We start from the raw sequence: 22,702 nt of genomic DNA on the forward strand, positions 1-22,702 counted from the left end.
GGCGCCGCCGCGATCAGGTGTTCCGCGGTTCGACTGCTCACCGCGGCCGGGGAGTCCGCGGTGATCGCAGGGACCGTTCGTGCCGGTTCTTGCGTGGGCCGTCGCTTCCGCGGGCCTTGGTGTCCAGGGCCGGGGCCGTCACGAGGGCGTCCGGCAGTGCGCGGCGTGAGGTGATGCCGAGCTTCGTGTAGACCTTGCGCAGATGCCACTCCACCGTGTGAGGGCTGATGAACAGCTCCGCGCCGATCTTCGCGTTGGTCAGGCCGTCCGCGGCGAGGGTCGCGATCTGGGACTCCTGCGGGGTCAGATCGGCGGCCGGCACGGCCACGCGCGTCCGGACGTGCTCGCCGGTGGCGATCAACTCGCGACGGGTTCGCTCGGCGAAGGCGTTCGCCCGCATGCCGTCGAACATCTCGTACGCCTCGCGCAGATGCTCACGGGCCAGTGCCGGACGGCGGCTCCGACGCAGCCACTCGCCGTACAGAAGGTGCGTACGCGCGACCTCCACGGCCACCCCGCCCCGGCCGAACTCCTCGATCGCGGTCCGATAGAGGCCGTCGGCCTCGTCGCCGTCGGCGAGGAGAGCCCGGCTGCGGGCGCAGGCGCCGCGGGCCCACCCGGAATCGGCGGCGCGGGTCAGCTCGACCAGCCGGTCGAGCGAGGCCCGGGCCTGGTCGAGCTTGCCGCACCGGGTGGCGGCCTCGACATGTTCGACCAGCGACAGACCGGTGAAGTTGAAACCGTCGTGCTCGATGGCGGAGCGGGCGGCGACCAGGGCCTCCTCGTAGCGTGCCAGCCCGTTGAACAGCACACCCTGGATGTAGCCCATGGTCCCCAGGAGGGATACCTCGCCCCGTTCCACGGCGCTGGCCCGGGCCTCTTCGACCATGCCTGCGGCGACATCGGCGTCGCCCCGCCAGGCGGCCAGGACGAGTGCGGCGTACTTGTGCGGGGCGTGACCGGTCGCCGCGGCGATCGCGTCGGCCTCGTCGATCATCCGGGCCGCCTCGGCGAAGCCGCCGTAGTGGATGTGGACTCCGCCGGCGTAGATGAGCGCCGGCGGCAGCGCGCCGAGCGCTCCGACGTCGCGGGCCAGGCGCACCGCACGGGTCGCCAGGATGTCCCACGCGTGCAGGTCCCACGCGTAGTGGATGAAGGCCTCCAGCGCGACGGGGACCAGCAGGAGCCAGCGCATCGTGGCCTCGCGGGTGGGAAGTTCCTCGTTCGCGAGGAGTTCCAGGGCGCTGCGCAGGGTCGTGAGGCCGGTGTCGTAGTCGTCGGCGAGGAGTGCGGCCACCCCGTCAAGGAGGAGGTCGGCGGCCTCCGATCCCGACGGCGGCGCTCCGGAGCCACGGGCCGCGACGGCCGCGGCGCGGGCGCCGGTCGGACCGTGGAGCCTGCCCGCGAAGATCGTGGCGCTGATCGCTTCGAGGTAGGTCTCGCGCGCCAGCGGCGACCGGGCGGCGGCGAACTGTGCGGCGGCCTCAAGGAGCAGGGGTGCGGCCTCGTCGCTGCGGCTGCGGGCGAAGAGGATCCGTGCACGCAGACGTGCCAGGCGCGCACGGTTCAGTGCGCTGAGGGGGCACAGCTCGGCAAGAGTCGCCTCCTCTGTCGCGCGGTCGGGTGCGGCCGCCGAGAAGTGTGCCTCGGCGGCGGCGACGGCGCGGCGCCCGCGAGAGCCCGCGTCGGGCGTCAACTGGGCCGCCCGCTCCAGCAGTACGGCCTCGGCGGCGATGCCGCCGCGCTGCCGCGCGCGGTCCGCCGCCTGTTCCAGACCGGCGGCCACGGCCTCGTCGGGTCCGGGGGCGGCCTGGGCGGCGTGCCAGGCACGCCGGTCGGGGTCGGTGGCCGGATCCGTGGCCGCGGCCAGTGCCCGGTGCACCGCCCGGCGCTCCTCGGGGTCGGCCTGGTGGTAGACCGCCGATCGGACCAGCGGGTGCCGGAAGCGGATAGACCCGTGGAAGTCGATCAGGCCGGCCGTCCTGGCCGGTTCGGCGTCGGGTGTGATCTCAAGTGCGGCGGCCGCGCGCACCAGCAGGGCCGCGTCGCCGATCGGTTCCGCGGCGGCGATCAGCAGCAGCGTCCGGGTCGCGCGCGGCAGCGGACCGAGCCGTTCGGCGAAGTCCCGTTCGACACGGCTCGACACCGTTCCCCGGGCACTGCGGTACTGGGCACCGCGGTACGTGAAAGAGTCGAGGCCGTAGGCCAACTCCGCGGCGCTCCGGCCGCGGGAGAACTCAAGGAGCGCGAGCGGGTTGCCGTGCATCTCGGCGACGAAGCGGTCCCTGACACGCTTGTCCAGTCTTCCGCCGACGGTGCTGCCCAGCAGTTCCGCGGCCGCGGCGGCGTCGAGACCGCTGATCCGCGTCTCCGGCAGCCCGGCGAGTGCGGCCTGCCCCTCGGGATCGCGTGCCGCGAACACCATCGCGACAGCCTCGGCGAGGAGCCGTCGGGCCACGAACTCAAGGGTCTGCAGAGACACTTGGTCCAGCCACTGGGCGTCGTCGACCACGACGAGCACCGGTCGGGTCTCGGAGGCCCGGGTGAGCAGGGTCAGCACGGCCAGACCGACGAGGAAGCGGTCGGGCGGGTCTCCGGCCGCCATCCCGAAGGCCACGCGCAGCGCGTCTCGTTGAGGGCCGGGGAGCGCGTCCACCTGGGTGAGGAAGGGAGCGCACAACTGGTGCAGGCTCGCGTAGGGCAACTCCATGTCGGCCTCGACGCCTTGTGCCCGGGTGACCGTCACCTCGGACGCCCTGGCCACCGCGTACTCCAGGAGCACCGACTTCCCGATGCCGGCTTCGCCGCGGAACACCTGTACGCGGGACTCGCCTGCGCGCAGCGCGACCAGAAGTTCGTCGAGCACCGCGCATTCACGATGTCGGCCGACCGGGTCGGAATGCGGGCTAGCGATCATGGGAGGCGACTCCTGGTGACTCGGCGGACGGTGCCCCGGCGGTTGTCGGGACGATCGCTGGGCGGCGTGGGGCGGGCCCCCTGCCGTGGGGCGGGAGAACCCTGGTGAGCTGCGCGTTTGCTCCGTCCTCGCGGTTTTGTGAGTGTGCGTTCGTCAGACCCGTGCACACCCGTTTCACCAGGTTGACCGGGATACCGCCGAATCTGTGACGAGCACGGTGCCTGCCTTTCGGGGCCGGAAGTAGATCTTCGCCCGGCGCGCCCGGAACACGCAATGACCAGTTGGTGCTTCCGGGGGCACCGGGCGGCCGTCGCCTTGCCCTTCGGTATGCCCGTTGCGGCCCATGGTCCGGGGGCGGGGGGGGCAAGGGGCAGGGGGCCGGAGGGTCGGTGGGAGGGGGCCGTCAAGTCGGCTTCGTGTCAGATGAGTTCGAGACCGCCGTCGACCGTGACGACCTGTCCGGTCGCGTGGCGTCCGGCAGGTTCGGCCAGTCGCAGAACCCAGTGGGCCATCTCGTCCGCACCGGCGATGTGGTGCGTCGGGATGCGCTCACGCTCGTAGGCGTACATGTCGTTGGCGGCTTCGGGGCTGAGGCCGGCGTGCAGCATGACGTCGGTCCGGGTCGGTCCGGGAGCGACCGAGTTGACCCGGACGCCCTCGCCTGCGAGTTCCAGCGCCCAGCTGCGCGTCAGCTGCTCGACGGCGGCCTTGCTGGCCGCGTAGTGCGCGCCGCCGGCCATCGGTCGGTGCCCATAGGTGCTGGAGAGGTTGATGATCGTCCCGGAGGTCTTCCGCAGATGCGGCAAGGCCGCGTGCGCGAGCAGGCTGGGAGCCACGACATTGAGCGCGAGGAGACTCAGGACGGTCTGCTTGTCGGTCTCGGCGAGCGGCATGACGGCGGTCGCGCCGGCGTTGTTGATCAGGTAGTCGAGGCGTCCCCACCGCTGGACTGCGGTCCTGACGACGTCGGCCGGCGCCCCGTCCTCGCAGACGTCGACGGCCAGGACCTCGATGTTGGCGTGCGTCGCCGCCGTCTCCTTCAGCGGCTCCTCGCGGCGGCCCACACCGAGCACGTACGCGCCGGCCTCCGCAAACGCGACGGCGGTGGCACGTCCGATGCCCGATCCCGCCCCGGTGACGATCGCGACGTGCCCGGACATGGTGCGGCTGGTCGAGTTCATGGTCATGAAACCCTCATCGTTCGAAGTTCGTTGAACATCGAACATCATGTGCAAGCGTGTGCCACTGAGTCAAACGACCGGCCACTTGTCGGGCGGTGAAGAGAGTCACAACGTTGTCATACCGTCGTGCTGCCCCGGTCGCGATGTGCTCTACCCTGGCTGCATGTCCGACCACCATCAGGCACAGCCCGGTGCAGAGGTGACTCTGCCCCGACTGCTCGGAGTTCTCAGCGACCCGACAAGGCTGGGCATCGTACGTGTGCTCTCGGACGACGCCGAACGCGGCTGGGGCCGGCTGTGCGCACCCGTCGCCAAGTCCACGCTCAGCCATCATCTGAAGATGCTGCGTGAGGCGGGCGTGACACAGACCCGCCAGGAGGGCACGCGTTGCTACGTCACGCTGCGACGTGACGCCCTCGACGACCGGTTCCCGGGACTGCTCTCGGCCCTCCTCGACGCTGCAGCCACCGACGATGTCGGCGCTCATGTCACGGAGCTTCCCGAGGACGCCTGATTCCCGCCGCCCCGGCACGGCAGCGGGTACGCACTGGTCGCGGGCAGCCACCCGCTCGGCGGCCCATCACGGCGGTCAGTGCGGCATCAGCAGCATGACGGCCGCGCCCAGGGCCATCGCGCCGTCCCGGACATGCTGGTAGGGCACCCCGGCAGGCACGCTGCGGACCGCACCGGCCACCGCCCGCAGCGGGGGCATGGATTGTGTCAACGACCGCAACGAGCACCCCAGCAGCACGAGTGCCAGAGCCGCGGTGACCGTCGGAGCGGCGGCCGAGAACCCCGCCGCGTCACCGGACACCGTCAAGTGGTGGGCGTGCAGCATCCAGGCCATCGCCGCCATGCCGACCATGTGCGGCAGCAGGGAAACGGCCTCGGTCGCACGGTCCTGACTCCGCCCGGTCGAGCTCACGGTCACGCTCAGCGCAAACCAGAGCGCGGCCGCGACGAAGAAGACCGTCATCGCCGCCACAGGCAGTCTCCGACCCCAGCTCCAGGGCATGACTGCCATGGTCAGGGCCATGGCAGCGTGCAAGAAGTGATCGACCCGGGCGCGCCACGCACCGTCAGCCGACCGCAGCCCGTGCCACAGCGTATGGGCGACCACGACGGTGAACAGCGCTGTCAGCAGGTAACGCGGCATGAGGACGGCCGGTGTCCCGTCCGACATCGACACGAGTGTGCTTGTTGCGGGGAGCGTCATGCCTGGGTGACCGGGCCTCCGGAGCATCTGTGACAGGGGCGATGACAGTGTCACAGCGTTGCCGGGTGCGCGGTCTTACCGACCGGAGCGGTCTGCCGGTCAGAACGGTCCTACCGACCAGTCAGGTGGACGATGCGGGCTCATCCCCGGGACGTCCCTCCGCTACAGCATGGAGGAGAGAATGACGTATGTCATCGCGCAGCCCTGCGTCGACATCAAGGACCGGGCCTGTGTGATCGAGTGCCCGGTGGACTGCATCTACGAGGGTGCGCGGACCCTTTACATCAATCCCTCGGAGTGCGTCGACTGCCATGCCTGCGAGCCGGTCTGTCCGGTGGAGGCCGTCTTCCACGAGGACGACCTTCCTCCGCACTGGGAGCACTACCTCACGGTCGCCACCGAGTACTTCGACGAGGTCAACCGCCCCGCGCAGGACCGTCAGGTCCCTCTCGCCGATCATCCTCTGATCGACCGATTGCCTCCGCAGAGTCGCCTCAAGGCGGACATCTCCGTCTTCGCCGTCCGCAAGGAAGAGGCTGCCGATGCCGACCGCTGGTTCCCCTCGTGAACCCTCCTCCGCGGCGACAGCTGTGCCTCACCGGGCAGCGTACGGAGCCGTCACGAAATGCGGCTGCCCAGCGTCACAGAAAACATGCGGAACCGGTCTCCTTCTCTGATCCGCAACGGCCTCGCCGCCGAGAACGACCCCCGTGAGGTCGTGACGGACGGGCACGCCCCCTGCTTCGGTGCGGAGTTGCACGAGGCCACCCTCCCACCGGGCCCGGACGCCCACATCGCGGAGACCCGCTCCACCGAGTGGCCCGCGCAGCAGCAGTGACCGTCGGAGGACGGCCCGTCCGCGGCCCTCATCCGTGCCGGGCCCGCCGTCCGCACCGCGGACGCGGGCCCTTCCCCGTTGTCCCCGTTGAGCGACAAACACAGCGACCGACACACAGAAAGGCATGCGGCATGTATGCACGAAGCGATCAGGACACCGCCCGGACAGCGAGCGCGTACGCGGAACTGACCGGCGCCTACACCATCGATCCGGTCCACAGCACGATCGGTTTCGCCGTCCGGCACGCCATGATCTCCAACGTCAGGGGGCGGTTCACCCGCTTCGAGGGCCTCCTCAAGGTCGACGGAGCCCACCCCGCCGGTTCCGAGGCGTATGTGAGTGTGCAGATGGACAGCCTGGACACGGGAATCCAGGAGCGCGACGCACACCTCAAGGGACCGGACTTCTTCGACTCCGGGACGTTTCCGCTGATGGCTTTCCAGAGCACCGGCATCGTCCCTGTCGGCGACGGCGCCTTTCGCCTCGACGGCCGGCTGCGCATCAAGGACATCGAACTCCCCCTCGCTCTGGACGTCGTGTTCGGCGGGGCCGGCGAGGACGCCTACGGACAGCACCGGATCGGCTTCGAAGGCACGGCCACGCTCAGGCGTTCGGACTGGGGACTGACCTGGAACACGGCGCTGGAGACCGGCGGTGTCCTCATCAGCGACAAGGTCACGCTGACCCTCGACATCTCGGCGGTCAGGGTCGAGGTGGCCCCGGCAACCTGACGGACGGCAGTGAGACGGATGACGGTGAGGGCGGACGACCGAAAAGGTCGTCCGCCCTCACCGTCATCCGTCAAGCCGCGGACCCGTGCGTCGTGGCCACTGCCTCCCCGGACATCGTGTCAACGGCCAAGGCCCGTGCCGCGCGTCGGCGCAGGGCACGGCGTTCCGCTTCCGTGGTGGCGCCCCAGATGCCTTCCACCGGCCCTGCCGCGAGAGCCCGGTCCAGGCAATTCCGCATCACGGGGCAGCGACGGCAGACAGCCTTCGCCTCGTCCGTCTGCAAGAGCCCCGGCCCGCTGTCGTGGGCGCCGATCGGGAAGAAGAGGTCGGGGTCCTCATATCGGCAGAGGGCGCGCTCACGCCAGTTCATGGGGCACCGCCTGCGGTACGTATGAATTCGGTGTCGGTTGCATACCCGTGAGACCGGACGGTCGACAAGGGTGTGACATCGTCCCCGCGGTCGCCCGACCCAGTCCTTTTCCGGCTTCGTCGGCAAGGCCTCCGCAAGGCCTCTTACCGGTCTCTGCAAAGCCTCTGACAGGGCAACTACTCCGAATATTGTTATGATCCCCGAGTGCGGGGGCCATGGACGAACGAGGACGGCCGCAGGCCACTGCGCGGCAGAAGACACGAACGTGACACGCTCGCCGCGCTGGCCGACGCTGTGGAGACGGGCCGGAGCGCCGTCCTGGTACTGCGCGGAGAGGCCGGGATAGGAAAGACCGCCCTCCTGGACCATCTGGCGGCACGTGCGGCGAGCCACCGCGTCGCCCGGGGGGCAGGCGCCGAATCGGAGATGGAACTGCCCTACGCGGGGCTGCACCAGCTCTGCGCCCCGTTCCTCGAACTGGCCGCGCACTTGCCGAGCCCGCAGAGAGAAGCACTCGCCACGGCTTTCGGGCTGAGCACGGGACCGCCTCCGGACCGGTTCATGGTCGGCCTGGCCGTACTCGGCCTCCTGACCGACGCGGCTGCCGACAAGCCCCTGTTCTGCCTCGTGGACGACGCGCAATGGCTCGACAAGGTCTCCGCGCAGACCCTGTCGTTCGTGGCGCGGCGCATGCTTGCCGAGCCCCTGGCCCTGGTGTTCGCCACCAGAGAGCCCTCGGGACGGGACGATTTCGCCGACCTGCCCGAACTGACGCTCCAGGGTCTGACGAACGCCGACGCGCGCGCCCTGCTGGACTCGGTACCGGGCAACCCGGCGGACGACCAGATCCGCGAACGGATCCTCGCCGAGGCACGCGGCAATCCGCTCGCTCTGCTGGAGCTCCCCCAAGGCCGTACAGGAGCCGCGGACGCCCTCGACCTGCCCGACCCGGGTCAGGTGACCGGCCGGATCGAGCGGAGCTACCTCGACCGGGTCCGCACACTCCCCGCCGACACCCAGCGCCTCCTGCTGATCGCCGCCGCCGAACCGATCGGCGATGTCACACTGCTCCGTCGTGCGACCGAGCACGTGGACATCGCCCCCGGCGCGCTCGGCCCGGCCGTGGCCGCCGGACTGCTCGACATCGGTGCGCTGGTGCGCTTCCGGCATCCGCTGCTGCGATCGGCGGTCTACCGCTCGGCCTCGCTGACCGACCTGCGGAAGACCCATCGCGTACTCGCGGAGGTGACCGACCACGCCCTGGACCCCGACCGCCGCGCATGGCACCTGGCGCGGGCGACCGTACGCCCCGACGAGGCCATCGCGGCCGACCTGGAGGCGGCCGGCGGACGGGCGATGTCACGGGGCGGGGCCGCCGCGGCGGCCGCCTTCCTCGCGCACGCGGCGGTGCTGACACCCCAGCCGCGCCGCAAGGCGGCCCGGGCCCTCGCCGCCGCCGAAGCCAAGCTCCGTGCCGGTGCGCCGACCGCGGCGCGCGAACTGCTGGCGCTGGCCGAGAGCACCGCCGCGGACGAACACGGCCGCGCCCGGGCGGCGCTGCTGCGCGCGCACATCGCCTTCGCCTCAAGCCACGCGGGCCCGGCGCCGACCGCACTGCTCGCCGCCGCACGGCGTCTGGTCCCGCTGGACGTGGACCTGGCCCGGGAAACGTTTCTCGACGCCATCTCGGCCGCCATGTTCGCGGGACGGTCCGCTGCGGGGACCGATGTCGGCGACGTCGCGGCGGCGGCCCGGCAGACGACACCCTCCGCGAAGCACACACCTCGTCATGTCGATCTGCTGCTGGATGCCTTTTCCACCCGTTTCACCGACGGGTACGAGGCTGCCGTCGACGCCTCCCGCGCGGCTGTGCGAGCACTCCGCCAGGAGACCAGGACGGAGGAGGTGCTGCGCTGGTCGTGGCAGGCCTCGGTGCTCGCGGCAGAGATGTGGGACGACCGGGCGTGGAGCGAACTGTCGGCACGGCACGTGCGGACCACCCGAGGCGTCGGCGCGCTGGCCGAGCTGCCGCTCGCACTGAACTCGCGGGTCGTCGTCCACGCGTGCGCCGGCGAGCTGGAGGCCGCCGCCCTGCTCAGCGCGGAGATCGCCACGATCCAGGAGGCGGCGGACAGCACCTTCACGGCGTACGGCACACTGACCCTCGCCGCCTGGCAGGGCCGTGACCGTGAAGCCGCCGAGCTGATCCGCACCACCATGGACCGCGCCGCGGACCGCGGTGAAACGGGAGTCGGTGCAGCCATCGCGCAGCGGGCGCTGGCCCTCCTCCACAACAGCCTGGGGATGTACGCGGAGGCCCTGGACGCCGCCGTGGAGGCGAGCCGCGATCCACGGAACCTGGTCGCGGCGAACTGGGCCCTGGTCGAACTCGTGGAAGCCGCTGCACGACTGGGCCGCCACGAGGTGGCCGAGCGGGCACTGACCCGACTGACACGGATCACGGATGCCGCCGGCACGGACTGGGCGCTCGGCGTACAGGCACGCTCACGCGCCCTGCTCGCCCGGGGCGCCGCAGCAGAAGTGCTGCACCGCGAGGCGGTCGAGCGGCTCGAACGCACACTGGTCCACTCGGAACTCGCGCGGGCTCACCTCGTGTACGGGGAATGGCTGCGCCGTGAGAACCGGCGCGGTGACGCCCGCCATCACCTGCGCACCGCGCACGCGATGTTCGGCGTGTTCGGTGCCGAGGCGTTCACCGAACGTGCCGTCCGTGAGCTGCGGGCGACCGGTGAGACCGTGGCCTCCCGCTCGGGTGCCGCCCCGACATCGCTCACCGCTCAGGAGAAGCAGATCGCGCAGCTCGCCCGGGACGGGCTGACGAACCCCGAGATCGGCGCGCAGCTGTTCCTCAGCCCGCACACCGTGGAGTGGCACCTGCGGAAGGTGTACGCGAAGCTCGGCATCACCTCACGCCGGCAGTTGCACACGGCGCTCTGACCCCTGCGTGGCGCCGACGCCGCCGGCCGTCCGGTCCCCCAGGGGGTTTCACCACGAGGTCCGGCCAGGGGCCCGCCCCGGGCGACCACGCAGTGCGCCAGGGTCTTCCAGGGCGCGCCGGGAGGCCGCTGCGGGGCAATCTGGAGTCAGCTCTTGCGCTGAAGAGCTCGAACCAGGAGGAGGAGCGGACGCAGACATCCACGCACGTCAGTCGGCGGCCACTGCAAACGCCCGTGTCTCTTCGAAAAGGGACGGTACCCAATCCAGGGGTAGACCAGAAACGGCGCCGCCCGAGCAGCCGGCACCGCGCACGACCCGTCCGGAGCCCTGAGCACCGGTGCCGTGGATGTCCGAGTGAGCCGTTGTCCTGGGTGCCCGGTCTCTGATGCCCGGTCTCTGGTGTCCAGCCGCTGGTGTCCGGTCGCCGGGCCCGTTGCGAAGCCTCCGCCGAGCGCACGGCAGGCACTCCCGCCGCCGGTCGGCCTCCCACGTGCCCCATGCCGGTCTGACGCGCGCTGCCAAGTCCGCGTCCCTGTGACGGGCCGCGTCCGGCACCGGCCCCGGCACGTGGTCCGCCCCGGTACGTGGTCGACCCCCGGGCCCCGCCAACTGGGCACCGCACCCGCCACCCCAGGGCCTTGCGGGGCCGACCCCCGGGGTCTTCCCGTCCACCACGCGGTACGTGGCCACGGGTTCACCACGCACTTCCCACGGGCTGTCAAAGGCGCGGTCACCCCTGCCCCGGCGGGAGGTTGGTTCCACAAGCACTTCGGCCGACCGGCCCACCTTTTCGGAGGAGCAGATCGTGGACACCAGCCTGATCGACGCAAGACGCCCGCCCACCGCGCATGACACGACGACGATCCCGGACATCGAGAGTCTGGACGCCGCCGCGTCCGTGTTCACGCAGGTTCGCCCCTCCCTGCTGCACATCGCCCATCGCATCGTCGGCAGCCCGGCCGAGGCCGAGGACGTGGTCCAGGAGGTCTGGCTGCGGCTGCAGCGCACCGACCGGGCGGCCGTGCACAACCCGTCCGCCCTGTTGCGCACGATCACCGCTAGGTTGGCGATGAACGTGGTGCAGTCGGCCCGCCGGCGCCGGGAGTTCAGCGCCAGTACGTGGCTTCCCGACTCGATGGACCTCGACGCGACACCGGAGGCGGTGGCCGAGCGGCAGGACGCCGTCGAGCGAGCGGTCGCCCTGTTGCTGGGGACTCTGACTCCCAAGCAGCGCGCGGCCTACATACTGCGCGAGGGTTTCGGCTGTTCCTACGACCGGATCGCCTCGCTGCTCCAGCTCAGCGTCGTCAACTCGCGGCAGCAGGTGGCACGGGCCCAGCAGCGACTCGGCACCCGGCACCACCGCCAGGAGATCGACGCCGTGACGCACCGTCGTCTCGTGCAGGCGTTCCTCGGGGCCGCACGCACCGGCGACCTGACCCACCTGGAGCGCATCCTCCTCGCGGACGCCAACTGACGCCAGGAGTCAGGTACCCGGTACGGAGTCGCTCTCGTTCTGTAGCGGCGCCGAGGGCGGATGGGGCAGCACGGCGGCGCCGGTGCTGCACAGCCCGTCGAAGGCGAGCGCCAGATAGCGACGCCAGGCCTGCGGATCCTGCTCAAGCAGCGGAAACGCCGTCTGATGGATGCCGCCGAGCAGCAGCACGATGTCGGTACCGGTGACGTCGGCGCGGACGGCTCCCTGCTCCTTGGCCCGGCCCGTGAGAACCTCCACCACACCGCAGAGGCGATCGATGCCGCCCCTGACCTCGGCGTGCTGCATCGAGGGCCGACCGATCACCTCGCAGAAGGCGCGATCCGCGGCAAGTACCTCGACACCACTGGTCATGAAGGCGCGCAGAGCCGTCACGGGATCGTCAGCCGTGCGGAGGCGATCCGCGGCGACGGTGAGCCGATCGACCAACTGCAACGTGATCGCCGCGAGCAGGTCGTCCTTCGAGGGGAAGTGCCGGAACACGGTTCCCTTGGCGACCCCGGCCCGCTGGGCGATCTCCCCCATGGACACATCGACGCCGCCTTCGGCAAAGGACTCGGCCGCGGCGGTCAGCAACAGACGGCGGTTGCGGACCATGTCGGCCCTGGCGCCGGGCGCAGTCGCTCTCTCGGTCATGTCACCTCCCGTGACCAGGAGCCTAACACCGAACATGACCGAGGGGTCATCTTCAGTGCTACGCTCCAAACATGACCGGCCGGTCACTTTTCTGGATCGGCCCTCCTTCCCCACCCCGTGGCTCGCGTCAGCCGAAGCCCGGCGGAAACCGCCTCTTGGAGGACTCATGAACACCCTCGACCACCAGGTAGCCCTGATCACCGGCGCTTCCTCGGGGATAGGCCGGGCGACGGCGCTCGCTCTGTCCAAGGCGGGAGCCAAGGTCGCCGTCGCTGCCCGCAGGACGGACCGGCTGCGGGAACTGGCGGCGGAGGCCCCCGGCGACATGCTGGTCCTGGAGATGGACGTCACCGACCCCGAGTCGGTGCGGAACGCCGTCGCCGGCACGGTCGAACGGTTCGGATCCCTCGACATCGTGGTGAACAACGCGGGCCTCATGCTCAGCGGCTTCATCCTGGACGCGGACACCACCGACTGGACCCGCATGATCGACACCAACCTGCTGGGCTCGATGTACACGGTCCACGCGGCCCTGCCCCATCTGCTGCGGTCCAAGGGGGCCGTGGTCCAGATCTCCTCCACCTCAGGACGCACCTCGTCCGCCGCGAGCGGCGTGTACGCGGCCACCAAGTTCGGCATCAACGCGTTCTCCGAGGCGCTGCGCCAGGAGGTCACCGAGCAGGGTGTACGCGTCGTGGTCGTCGAGCCCGGATTCGTCTCCACCGAGCTCACCAGCCACATCACCGACCCGGCCATACAGGCGATGGCGAAGGACATGGCCGCGTCCATGCGCACCCTGAACCCCGAGGACATCGCGGACGCGGTGCTCTACGCGGTCACCCAGCCCGCCCATGTCGCCGTCAACGAGATCCTGGTACGCCCCACCGACCAGTCCCGCTGACGCCGACCGCCGGCCCAGCCACCCCGTCGCGGGCCGGCATCGGCGTCCTCCGCTCCCTCACACGGTGCGGACCGAAAACAGTGTGACTTCACACCCGCCCGTCACAACCGCACCGGCCGATCGGTCTTGCAGGGTGAAGGGAACCCCGTCGAGCCCTGTTCCCTCTGGTCTCTCCGTGAGGAGGAAACTCATGGCAACGCGCATTGTGTCCGTCACCGAAGGCAAGAAGTTCATCCGCTCCGTCGCGATCGGCACCCACCACCTGACGGCGGACGAACCCGAACCCACCGGCACCGACGCGGGCCCTACACCCGGCGAACTGCTGCTGGCCGCGCTCGGCTCCTGTACGTCCATGGCCGTACGGGCGTTCGCGGACCGGCACGGCTGGCCACTGCACCGTATCGACGTGGCCGTCCGCTTCGACGCCGACGGACGCATCGTCAAGAACGTCGGCCTGACCGGCGAACTCGACGCAGCACAGCGGGAACAGCTGATGGCGGCGGCCGGGCGCTGCCCCGTGCACCGCCTGCTGACCAAGGACATCGCGATCCTCACCGTGCCCGCACTGCTGGCCGAACCCGAAGTGCCGGGGGACGCCTCAGAACCTGCTTCGTAAGGGACACGACATAGCAGCGGGTATGGGCTGTCTTGGGTGATGGGGTGCCCGATGCTCTGGGCTGACTGGCCGTCAGCGCTTAGGTTGGAGCGCAGGATCGTGAAGCCGGTGTTGCACTGCGCGTAGGGGGTGCCGAGGGTCTGGCGTACGGCCGGCCGAAAACCTTGCGGCCATCAGGCTGATGCTCCGACGCCTCGCCCACCGGGCCCCATCCCACCGCCGCTCGTCTGCGGCTGGGCGAGCCACTGAGAGCTGCCTCAAAATGGCAGGCGAGGTAGAAGCTGAAGAATGCACTGCGTCCCTGCCAGCTCTGGAGCACACCACCGGTCTGGGCGCTCAAGCGGTGGGTGGGTGCTCCGGGAATGAGATGGTGTAGTGCGGGTCGCGGTGGGTGGTGATGCGGGCGTGGCGCAGGAGTTCGCGGATGATGCCTGCGTTGCCCATGGCCCAGCCGGTGGCGGGGGCGAGGGTGCTGGGTGTGTTGCGGTGTTCAATGTTGGACCAGCGCACGCCCTGGGCGTCGGCCGTCGCGCGGGCCGCGAGGTCGGCGACCAGGACCTCGGCGAAGTCTTGGCCGTCGCCGTATTCGACCTGGCGGTCGCAGGCGAGGGCGAGGACGCCGGCGGTGCCGCAGCAGCGGCCGTTGTTGTCCCAGAAGCCGGGCCGGATCCGGTGTGGGAGGCCGGAGTTGACGACGGTGTGCCAGCAGCGGTCGGCGAGGGCGGGCCAGGCGGGATCGTCGGGCAGGACCCGGGCCAGCAGGCGGAACGCCTGGGCGTCGCCGGCCGGGCCGTGGCACCAGCCGTAGTTGTGGCGTTCGATCCGCTCGTGCTGCTGTTGCGGATCGGAGTACGGGACGAGGAAGCCGTCCGGGCCCGCTTCATTGCGGGCGACGACGTCGGCAGTACCGGCCAGGGCCAGTTCGATCAGGTCGGGGCGGTCGGCCGCCCGGCCGACGGCGGCGAGCGCGTAGACGATGCCGAGGGTGCCGTGCGACAGGTGCAGCATGCGGTGGACCCGTCCGGTCTGGACCTCCCACTGCGCACCGGCCGCGGTGGGCTCGGCGGTGCGCGCATAGCGGTCGACTGCCAGCAGGACGAGGCCGAGGTCGCCGCACTGAAGCGCGGCGAGCGCGATGCCGGCGTTGCCGACGACCAGCTCGAACCAGTCGTTCCACCCCCCGCCGTCGTAGCGGGACCGCACCACGTCCAGCGCGCGGTCCGCAGCCGTCCCCGCCGCGCTGTCACCGAGCACGCGTTGCACGCCCCGCAAAACGACAGCCATGCCGGCCACTCCCGCGTAGAGACCACTGTCCTGCCACTCGTCGACCGCGGCGGCGACGCCGCGGGCACCGCGCAGCGCCATGTCCGCGTACCGGTCGTCGCCGAAGTACCGCCAGGCGTCGAGGAGCGTGGGCAGCACCCCTGAACTCCCGTTGTACAGAATCGGCGTGGTCCGCTCGTCGGCGGGCGTGTCCGGCCAGGCCACACCGTCGCCGGTGTCCCGCGCGGCCTTCACCAGCCATTCGAGGGCCCCGACCGCAAGCGACTCCGCGTCATCCGACGCACCGGTGATCATCTGCCCAGCGTTCCACACCACTGAACCACCCCACGACCCACATCAAGCCGTCTCCAGCCCGAAAACTCCCCCATGCCGTGGCCGGCTGAAGAACACAGGTCAGCAGCCTCTACGGGCCAGCGCTTACGTGTACGCACCTTTCACTTCAGGTTCTCACCGCGGCCGTGACACGCCGACGGACCTGTTCGCCGCTGTCCGCGAGTGGTGCGGTGTGGCGGCTACGACGCGACTCCGCCGTCCAGCCGTTCGAGGCTGATCTCCTTGCGGGAGGAGATGCCCATCTTCACGAACACCTTGCGCAGATGCCACTCGACGGTGTGCGGGCTGAGCAACAGCCGAGCGCCGATCGCGGGGTTGGTGAGCCCGCTGTGGGCAAGCCGCGCGATCTCGGACTCCTGATCGGTCAGGACCGCGGGCGCCGCCGCGCTCCGTCTGTCGACCTTCGCGCCCGCGGCCGCGAGTTCACGACGGGCGCGTTCCGCGAAGGCCTCGGCGCCGACAGCGGTGAACACCTCGTGGGCTTGGCCGAGTTGGGTACGGGCGTCCGCCGACCGGTCCTGACCGCGCAACCACTCGCCGTAGCGGAGTCGGGCGCGGGCGCTGTCCATACGAGCCTGTGTGGTGCCGAGCAGGTCGATGGCACTCCGGTGCAGGTCGTCGGCGAGCTGGTCCTCGCTCATCAGCGCACGGACACCGGCGGCGACACCGAGCGCCCACGGCGTTCCGCTCGCCCGTGCCATCTCTTCGACCGTACGTGCCTCGTCGACCGCGTCCGCCCGCCGCCCGAGCCCGACGGCCGCCTCGACGAGTTCCACCCTCGACTGCAGGGAGAGCCCGAGCTCCTGGGGGTTCTCGCAGCCTCGCAGGGCCGCGGCGTACGCCTCCTCGTACCGGCCCTGGCCGTTGTGGAGAACGGCCGCGGCCCACTGTGTGGCCGTCAGTACCTTCCCCTCCCCCAGCAGGAGCCGGTCCTGGGTGACGACTTCGATGGACGCGCGGGTCGCCGACTCCCGTCCCTTGAAGGGCTCCACGACCAGCGCGCCGTAATGGGCGAAGAAGCTGCTGCCCGTCGCCTCGCCGATCGCCTGCGCTTCCGCGACCAGGGAATCGGCGCCCTGGAGGTCACCGGCGAACACCCGGTTGGACAGCCGCAGCAGCAGAGCCGAGGACAGCACGGCGAGCGCGCCCGCCTCACGGGCCAGCTCGACCAGACGCTCGGACAGCACGGTCCAGGTCTCGAAGTCCCAGATGTTGTGCGCCATGCGGCACACCAGTGGCAGCCAGCCCAGACCGTCCTCGCGGGAGAGCTCCTCGGTACGGAAGGCGGTCACCGCCCGGCGCAGCGCCGGCGCCCCGTGCACGTAGCCTTCGGTGATCACCCGTGACAGACCCTGCAGAAGCATGTCCTCCCGCGTCGGGGCGTCCGAGTGGCTCGGGGCGCTCAGGACGGCTTCCGCGACGTCGCGGACCCCTCCCCTGGCCAGTCGGCCCGCGGTGAGCGCCGCGTAGATCGCGTCCCGGTAGGTCTGGCGGGCCAGCACGGCGTCGAAGGGCTGCAGGCACTTGGCCGCCTCCAGCAGCAGCGGCAGACCGGCTCCGGCGCTCTTCGCCGCGGACATGATCTGTCCGCGCAGCAGTGTGGCCTGCGCGGCGCTGACTTCGTCGAGACAGCTCAGCTCGGCCGCCTCGACGAGTTCGCGTGCCGGCTCGAAGGCTCCTGCCTGGAACTTGGCCCGCGCGGCGGCCAGAGCTCTGATGCCGCGGCGTGCGGGGTCAGGCGTCAGCTCCGTGGAGCGCTCCAGGAAGGCCGCCGCGGCCGCGATGCCGCCCCGCGCGCGGGCCCGCTCCGCCGAGCGTTCCAGTTCGGCCGCCACGTCCTCGTCGGGGCCCACCACGGCACCGGCCAGGTGCCACGCGCGGCGGTCGGGATGCACCTGCGCGTCGATCGCGTCCGCGAGGGCCTCGTGCACGCGCCGCCGGTCGGTGGCGCCGACCGCGCGATACGCGGCGGAACGCACCAGTGGGTGCCGAAAGCGGGCCCAGGTGCCGAACACGATCAGTCCGGAGGCTTCGGCGTCCATGACGGCGTCGTCCACCGCGATCCTCAGCCGTTCGCCCGCCCGTCGGATCAGGGTCACATCGCCCGCGGGCTCGGCGGCGGCGAGGACGAGCAGCTGCCGCGTCTCCTCGGGAAGTGCGCCGATACGACGTACGAAGCCGCTCTCGATCTGACTGGACAGCGGGCGGGCGTCGGGCTCCGTGAACCCTCCGGCCAGTTCGACGTCGGCCAGTCCGCGCGGCAGCTCCAGCAGAGCCAGCGGGTTGCCCCGCGTCTCGGCGACGATACGGTCCCGCACTCCGTGGTCGATCGGACCGGTGACCACCGAGTCGAGCAGTTGGCGTGACTCGCTCTCTGTCAGACCTCTCAACACCAGCTCGGGCAGCCCCGGGAGGACCTCACGGGTGGTGGGCTCCCGCACGGCCAGGATGAGCAGGATGGAGTCGGCGACCAGCCGGCGGGCCACGAACTGCAGTGTCTGCGCCGAGACGCTGTCGAGCCACTGTGCGTCGTCGACGACGCACACCAAGGGCTGATCGCCCACATGGCCGGCGAGCAGACTCAGCGCGGACAGGCCGACCAGGAACCGGTCGGGGGCCTCTCCCAGCTGGAGCCCGAACGCCGTGCGCAGTGCGTTGCGCTGCGGCTCCGGCAGGTCGTCCATGTGTTCGAGCAACGGTGCGCACAGCTGATGCAGGCCGGCATAGGAGAGCTCCATCTCGGACTGCACACCCGCGGCCTGTACCACTCGGCATCCGTCGGCCCGCTCCAGCAGATGCCTCAGCAGTTCGCTCTTGCCGATCCCCGCCTCGCCTCGCAGGACGAGGACCTCGCTGCGCCCGGTTCTGACGCCGGCCAGGAGGCCGTCCAGCACCTGGCGCTCGTGCCGCCGCCCGATGAGTTCGGTCCTAGCTCCGTCCCGCGCCATGACAGCCTCCCGGCTGCCACGATACCCGGCATCCCGGCCCCGGTGTCCGAAAACAACCGTTGGGCGCCGGGGAGGGACACCCGCTCCGGGCCGGGCTGTCCGGCCGCCTGCTCGGGGGCCGAGGACGCCGGTCAGGTCGCCATGCCCACCACCAGCGCGGCGCACAGGAACAGCACCACGGTGATCAGTGTCATGGCCACCAGTGTTCCGCGCAGCCACCGTCCGAAGCGGAGGCGATGTGCCTGCTCCACGGCGCTGATGCTGTCGGCGATGTGATCGGTGACCATGCGCGCCACGTACCGCTGCTCGTCGAGGTACCACTGCTCCAGGTCGCGCTTCTGGCCGGGGCTGAAGTCGTCGGCCCGCGCGATGAATTCGGCCAGCCGCCGACGGGCCGCACTGAGGTGGGCCTCCCGGTAGAGATGGGCCTCGATGTCGATCAGGCCGCGGGCCGCTGTCTGCTTGTCCGTGTCCATCATGTGCTCCGATGTGCTCCGAAGTACTTCGCTGCACCGGTCCAGGGGTGGTGCCGGGCACGGCGCCCTGGCGCCGTGCCCGGCCGGCCGATTCCTCATGTGATCGGCCGGCCCTCACACGGTCCTTTCCGGACGCGGCGTCTCAGAGGGTGGCCTGCGCCGCCGCGTTGATCAGCCGGGCGACGTCGCCGGGGCGCGAGACGCCGGCGGCGTGCGAGGCGATCACACTCACCGCCGTGGCGTTCGCCCGCTCGGCCATGAAGGTCTGTGCCTGCGGCGGGATGTTCTTGTCCTCCGTGGCCACCAGCACCCACGAGGGAATCTCCCGCCACGCCGGCGCGGAGGCGCCCTCGCCCAGCGCGGCATCGGTCACGGGGCGCTGGGTGGCCGCCATGACCGCTGCCGTCTCCGCGGCGACGTCGGCGGCGAACTGCTGGTGGAACCTCGCCTTCTCGATGTACAGGTCGGTGACCTGGCCGCCGTCGGGGAGCGTGAGCGGAACCGGCCGAAGGGCCTCACCGAGGGTGCTGCCGGGGAACTTGCCCGACAACGCGATGGCGCTCTCCCCCTCGTCCGGCAGGAAGGCCGCGACGAACACGAGCGCCTTGACGTTGCCGAGCCCCTTGGCGGCGTTGCTGATGACGGATCCGCCGTAGGAGTGTCCGACCAGCACCACCGGGCCCTCGATGGACTCCACGAGCTGCCTGACGTATGCGGCGTCGCCACTGAGTGTCCGCAGCGGATTGCTCGCGGCCACCACCGGGTATGCGTGCGCCTGGAGTTTTTCGACCACCCCGTTCCAGCTGGAGGAGTCCGCGAACGCGCCGTGGACGAGGACAATGGTGGGATTCTGTGCACTCATGGGATCGGCCTTTCGATGTGCCGGGAAATGCGCTCGTCATTTCGAGCGTGTGGAGGTGGTTTCTGCGCGTCGGGATCCCCTCGACGGGCACTCCGGAAAGCTGCCCGGTCTCCGCGCGTGTTCGCCCGTACGCGGAGCCGGTCGGGCGGTCGCCGGTCAGGCGGTTCGTCGGTCAGGCGGTATTTCGGTAAGGCTGTCAGTCGGTGCCCAAAGCCTTGCGCAGGACGTGGACGGCCTGCTCGACGGCCGCGCTCGAAGCCTGCGTTCCGCGGACGGGGTTCAGCATCATGAAGTCGTGCAGGCTCGCGTTGTAGCGGATGCTGGTGGTAGCGACGCCCGCCTGGATCAACTTGCGGGCGTAGGCCTCGCCCTCGTCGCGCAGCACGTCGTTCTCGTCGACGATGACGAGCGCCGGCGGCAGACCCCGGAGGTCGTCGAGCGTGGCCCGCAGCGGGGACGCGGTGATCTGCGCGCGCTCGGCGGGATCAGTGGTGTACGCGTCCCAGAACCACTCCATGGCCTTCGCCGTCAGGTGGGGACCGTGCGCGAAGGTCCGGTAGCTCTCGGTGTCCTGGGCGGCGTCGGTCACCGGGTAGTACAGCGACTGGTGCAGGAAGACCACGTCGCCGCGCTGCTTGGCCATGTGGGTCAGGGCGGCGGTCATGTTGCCGCCGACGGAGTCACCGGCGACCACGAGCCGCGAGCCGTCCAGTCCTTCCTCGGCTCCCTCGGTGGTGATCCACCGAGCGGTGGCGTAGGCCTGCTCGATGGCGACGGGGTACTTGGCCTCGGGAGACCGGTCGTACTCCACGAAGACCACGGCGGCCCCGGCCCCGACGGACAGTTCGCGCACCAGCCGGTCGTGCGTACCGGCGTTGCCGAGGATCCAGCCACCGCCGTGGATGTAGAGGATCACCGGCAGGACACCGGTGGCACCGGCCGGCTTCACGATGCGCACCCGCACGTCACCGACACCGGTGGGAAGGGTGATCCACTTCTCGTCCGCCTCCGGCTTCTCCACGGGCTGTGCCTGGACGTCGTCGAGGAGCTTGCGCGCCCCCTCGACTCCGAGTTCGTGCAGCAGTGGCGGCTTTGCGGTGGCGTCGGCGAAATCCTGGGCGGCGGGTTCGAGAATGACATCGCTCACGGCGGGCTCCTTCGGCATCGGGCGAGGCTGGGTTTTCACCTCATGAGACCGGGCCGAGAGCTTTTGTGTGACACGACATGATGAAAGGCGATGCACGCCGTGCGGTTGTGGCCGCGTGACCGCTATTCGATGTTCTGGCCGTCGGTGCCGGAGAAACCGGGCAGCGGAGTGCCGTCGACATAAAGATCCACATGTTCGTTGTAGAACGCGGTCATTCCCGCGATGCGGCTGGCCTGAATCGTGGGGAAGTCGTACGTCCAGGCGATGTCGGCATGAGGTCCGGAGGCACCGTCGAACGACCAGTAGGCGCTCGTGGTCCCCTTGTAGGGACATCGGGTCACGGTGTCCGACTGCCGCAGCCGGGTCCAGTCGATGTGGGTACGGTCGAGGTAGTAGCGGGTGGGCAGCCCGGTCTCGAACAGCTTCACGCAGTCGGGCGCCTCCGCCAGCACCACTCCCTCCACCTCCACGCGGACAGTGCTGGAGGAACGCAGGGCGTCCACGCGGGAGTACGGGCTTCTGGGGTGGACGAAGACCGGCTCGTCCTCCTCGAACCAGGCGTCCAGCGCGTCCCATTCGAACCGCACGGTGTCGTGCAGCGGTCCCGGGGCACCCTCTCCCCACACCCATGCCGCGCCCGCGCGGGCCTCGGCTCCGACCCGCAACGTGTGACGGTGCGCGGGTCCGGCGCCGAGCTGCTCCGTGTGTTTGTCGTCGTGCAGCACACCGTCGACCAGATCCTCGACGGGAATGCTGTACTCCGGGTACGCCTGCCATTCCCAGACGTACAGGGCGCGGCGCGAGTCGAAGACGACACGGCCGCCGATCAGGCCCCGGATGCGGCGTGGCACGGGTTCGACGTGCCCGACCGGCACGATGAGGCTGGGGTGCAGAACGCTCTCGACTGCCATGGTGGTCACCTTGGTTCGTTCGCTGACTGTGCGTTCGCCTGCCCTGTCGCGGGCGGGGTTCCGCTACGGGCGGAGGTCCGTCACGGGCGGGAAAACGGCTCCGGGTGGAGTGGGCCCCGCCCACACGTTCGATGGTATCCGGTGTGAACAGTGGTGGCCCCGGTGTCACAGAACGCGAGGGTGCCCGGTCAGTGGGCCGTAACCATTTCACCGTGTGAGGAGACTCCATCATGGACGCACGCATCAACTACTTCGGCAACGCCCTCGCCGGCAAGGTCATGAGGCATCTGAACTCGGCCGGCGCGATCGTGGCTCCGGCCCTGCCCGTCGCCACCCAGGAACTGGTGAAGATCCGCGCCAGCCAGATCAACGGCTGCGGCTTCTGCACCGACATGCACGCCAAGGAGGCCACCGCGGCCGGGGAGACGCAGGTGCGCCTCAACCTGGTGGCCGCATGGCGTGAGGCCACCGTCTTCAGCGATGCCGAGCGTGCGGCGCTGGAACTGACCGAGCAGGGCACGCGCCTCGCGGACAACCCGGCCGGTGTGACGGACGAGGCATGGGCCGGCGCCGCCAAGTTCTACGACGAGGACCAACTGGCCGCGCTGATCTCGCTGATCGCACTCATCAACGCCTACAACCGCATCAATGTCATCAACCGTCAGCCGGCGGGCGACTACCAGGTCGGCATGTTCGGCTGACCCTCCGCGTGCGGGCGCACGGAGGGCCGGCAGGCTCCTCCGTGCGCCCGCACGGTGCCCGAGGGATGATCCTCACCACCACCGGTCCGTGCCGCAGCTGTCACACATCGCGGCACGGACCGGTCATGTCCGGCGTAAGCGACCTGCCGCCCACAGCCCGCGGCGGGGCCGGCCCGGAACC

Annotated in this window: 19 protein-coding genes and 1 pseudogene; 9 read left to right on the forward strand and 11 right to left on the reverse strand. The window is 70.4% G+C overall.

What is annotated here, in order from left to right; all coding sequences use genetic code 11:
• Positions 1 to 37: 37 nt before the first annotated feature.
• Positions 38 to 2,917, reverse strand: a complete 2,880-nt coding sequence (locus tag J8N05_RS19600; RefSeq protein ID WP_210884534.1) for a helix-turn-helix transcriptional regulator — start codon at positions 2,915 to 2,917, stop codon at positions 38 to 40.
• A gap of 419 nt (positions 2,918 to 3,336) precedes the next feature.
• Positions 3,337 to 4,104, reverse strand: coding sequence for an SDR family NAD(P)-dependent oxidoreductase (locus tag J8N05_RS19605; protein ID WP_210884536.1), 768 nt, complete (start codon positions 4,102 to 4,104; stop codon positions 3,337 to 3,339).
• 157 nt (positions 4,105 to 4,261) lie between these two features.
• On the opposite strand from J8N05_RS19605, the gene J8N05_RS19610 reads away from it, so the two are divergent.
• Positions 4,262 to 4,612, forward strand: a complete 351-nt coding sequence (locus J8N05_RS19610) for an ArsR/SmtB family transcription factor (RefSeq protein WP_210884537.1) — start codon at positions 4,262 to 4,264, stop codon at positions 4,610 to 4,612.
• A gap of 75 nt (positions 4,613 to 4,687) precedes the next feature.
• On the opposite strand, the gene J8N05_RS19615 is transcribed toward J8N05_RS19610, so the two are convergent.
• Entirely contained in the window at positions 4,688 to 5,281 is a 594-nt protein-coding gene (locus tag J8N05_RS19615; RefSeq protein ID WP_210884539.1) for a DUF5134 domain-containing protein, read from the reverse strand.
• Positions 5,282 to 5,495: 214 nt separating this feature from the next.
• Between J8N05_RS19615 and fdxA the strand changes: the two are divergent.
• The 3 genes and pseudogenes from fdxA to J8N05_RS19630 form a co-directional block, all read left to right on the forward strand.
• Positions 5,496 to 5,807, forward strand: a pseudogene (gene fdxA, locus J8N05_RS19620) (ferredoxin); the annotation flags it as partial.
• Between the two features lie 159 nt (positions 5,808 to 5,966).
• On the forward strand, positions 5,967 to 6,152 hold the full coding sequence (locus J8N05_RS19625; RefSeq protein ID WP_247706349.1) for a hypothetical protein: 186 nt from the start codon (positions 5,967 to 5,969) through the stop codon (positions 6,150 to 6,152).
• Positions 6,153 to 6,283: 131 nt separating this feature from the next.
• A complete protein-coding gene (locus tag J8N05_RS19630; RefSeq protein ID WP_210884541.1) occupies positions 6,284 to 6,883 on the forward strand; it encodes a YceI family protein in 600 nt (199 codons plus the stop codon).
• A gap of 70 nt (positions 6,884 to 6,953) precedes the next feature.
• On the opposite strand, the gene J8N05_RS19635 is transcribed toward J8N05_RS19630, so the two are convergent.
• On the reverse strand, positions 6,954 to 7,253 hold the full coding sequence (locus J8N05_RS19635; RefSeq protein ID WP_210884542.1) for a WhiB family transcriptional regulator: 300 nt from the start codon (positions 7,251 to 7,253) through the stop codon (positions 6,954 to 6,956).
• Positions 7,254 to 7,457: 204 nt separating this feature from the next.
• Between J8N05_RS19635 and J8N05_RS19640 the strand changes: the two genes are divergently transcribed.
• Together J8N05_RS19640 and J8N05_RS19645 are read left to right on the forward strand one after the other, a co-directional pair.
• Positions 7,458 to 10,211, forward strand: a complete 2,754-nt coding sequence (locus tag J8N05_RS19640) for a helix-turn-helix transcriptional regulator (protein ID WP_282108158.1) — start codon at positions 7,458 to 7,460, stop codon at positions 10,209 to 10,211.
• Between the two features lie 805 nt (positions 10,212 to 11,016).
• The gene (locus tag J8N05_RS19645; protein WP_210884546.1) at positions 11,017 to 11,688 is read left to right on the forward strand and encodes a sigma-70 family RNA polymerase sigma factor; all 672 of its coding nucleotides are present in this window, start codon (positions 11,017 to 11,019) and stop codon (positions 11,686 to 11,688) included.
• 9 nt (positions 11,689 to 11,697) lie between these two features.
• Here J8N05_RS19645 and J8N05_RS19650 read toward each other — a convergent pair whose 3' ends face one another.
• Complete coding sequence (locus J8N05_RS19650; protein WP_210884547.1) at positions 11,698 to 12,342, reverse strand: TetR/AcrR family transcriptional regulator; 645 nt, start codon at positions 12,340 to 12,342, stop codon at positions 11,698 to 11,700.
• A gap of 166 nt (positions 12,343 to 12,508) precedes the next feature.
• On the opposite strand from J8N05_RS19650, the gene J8N05_RS19655 reads away from it, so the two are divergent.
• Positions 12,509 to 13,243, forward strand: coding sequence for an SDR family NAD(P)-dependent oxidoreductase (locus J8N05_RS19655; protein WP_210884550.1), 735 nt, complete (start codon positions 12,509 to 12,511; stop codon positions 13,241 to 13,243).
• A gap of 190 nt (positions 13,244 to 13,433) precedes the next feature.
• The gene (locus J8N05_RS19660) at positions 13,434 to 13,859 is read left to right on the forward strand and encodes an OsmC family protein (protein ID WP_210884551.1); all 426 of its coding nucleotides are present in this window, start codon (positions 13,434 to 13,436) and stop codon (positions 13,857 to 13,859) included.
• A gap of 336 nt (positions 13,860 to 14,195) precedes the next feature.
• Here J8N05_RS19660 and J8N05_RS19665 read toward each other — a convergent pair whose 3' ends face one another.
• The 6 genes from J8N05_RS19665 to J8N05_RS19690 all read right to left on the reverse strand — a co-directional run bounded on the left by J8N05_RS19665 (position 14,196) and on the right by J8N05_RS19690 (position 21,820).
• On the reverse strand, positions 14,196 to 15,437 hold the full coding sequence (locus J8N05_RS19665; protein WP_210884553.1) for a lanthionine synthetase LanC family protein: 1,242 nt from the start codon (positions 15,435 to 15,437) through the stop codon (positions 14,196 to 14,198).
• Positions 15,438 to 15,655: 218 nt separating this feature from the next.
• Entirely contained in the window at positions 15,656 to 18,424 is a 2,769-nt protein-coding gene (locus tag J8N05_RS19670; protein WP_210884555.1) for an ATP-binding protein, read from the reverse strand.
• 131 nt (positions 18,425 to 18,555) lie between these two features.
• Positions 18,556 to 18,903, reverse strand: a complete 348-nt coding sequence (locus tag J8N05_RS19675; protein WP_247706350.1) for a hypothetical protein — start codon at positions 18,901 to 18,903, stop codon at positions 18,556 to 18,558.
• 139 nt (positions 18,904 to 19,042) lie between these two features.
• Complete coding sequence (locus J8N05_RS19680; RefSeq protein ID WP_210884556.1) at positions 19,043 to 19,762, reverse strand: alpha/beta fold hydrolase; 720 nt, start codon at positions 19,760 to 19,762, stop codon at positions 19,043 to 19,045.
• Between the two features lie 196 nt (positions 19,763 to 19,958).
• Positions 19,959 to 20,909 carry an alpha/beta hydrolase gene (locus tag J8N05_RS19685; protein WP_210884558.1) on the reverse strand — a complete coding sequence of 317 codons (951 nt, stop codon included), beginning with the start codon at positions 20,907 to 20,909 and terminating at the stop codon, positions 19,959 to 19,961.
• Between the two features lie 122 nt (positions 20,910 to 21,031).
• A complete protein-coding gene (locus tag J8N05_RS19690; protein ID WP_210884560.1) occupies positions 21,032 to 21,820 on the reverse strand; it encodes a DUF427 domain-containing protein in 789 nt (262 codons plus the stop codon).
• Between the two features lie 230 nt (positions 21,821 to 22,050).
• On the opposite strand from J8N05_RS19690, the gene J8N05_RS19695 reads away from it, so the two are divergent.
• Positions 22,051 to 22,521: a carboxymuconolactone decarboxylase family protein gene (locus tag J8N05_RS19695; RefSeq protein ID WP_210884562.1), complete on the forward strand. Its 471-nt coding sequence runs from the start codon at positions 22,051 to 22,053 to the stop codon at positions 22,519 to 22,521.
• The last annotated feature ends 181 nt before the right edge of the window (positions 22,522 to 22,702 follow it).

This window comes from Streptomyces liliiviolaceus (assembly GCF_018070025.1).
Lineage (GTDB): Bacteria > Actinomycetota > Actinomycetes > Streptomycetales > Streptomycetaceae > Streptomyces > Streptomyces liliiviolaceus.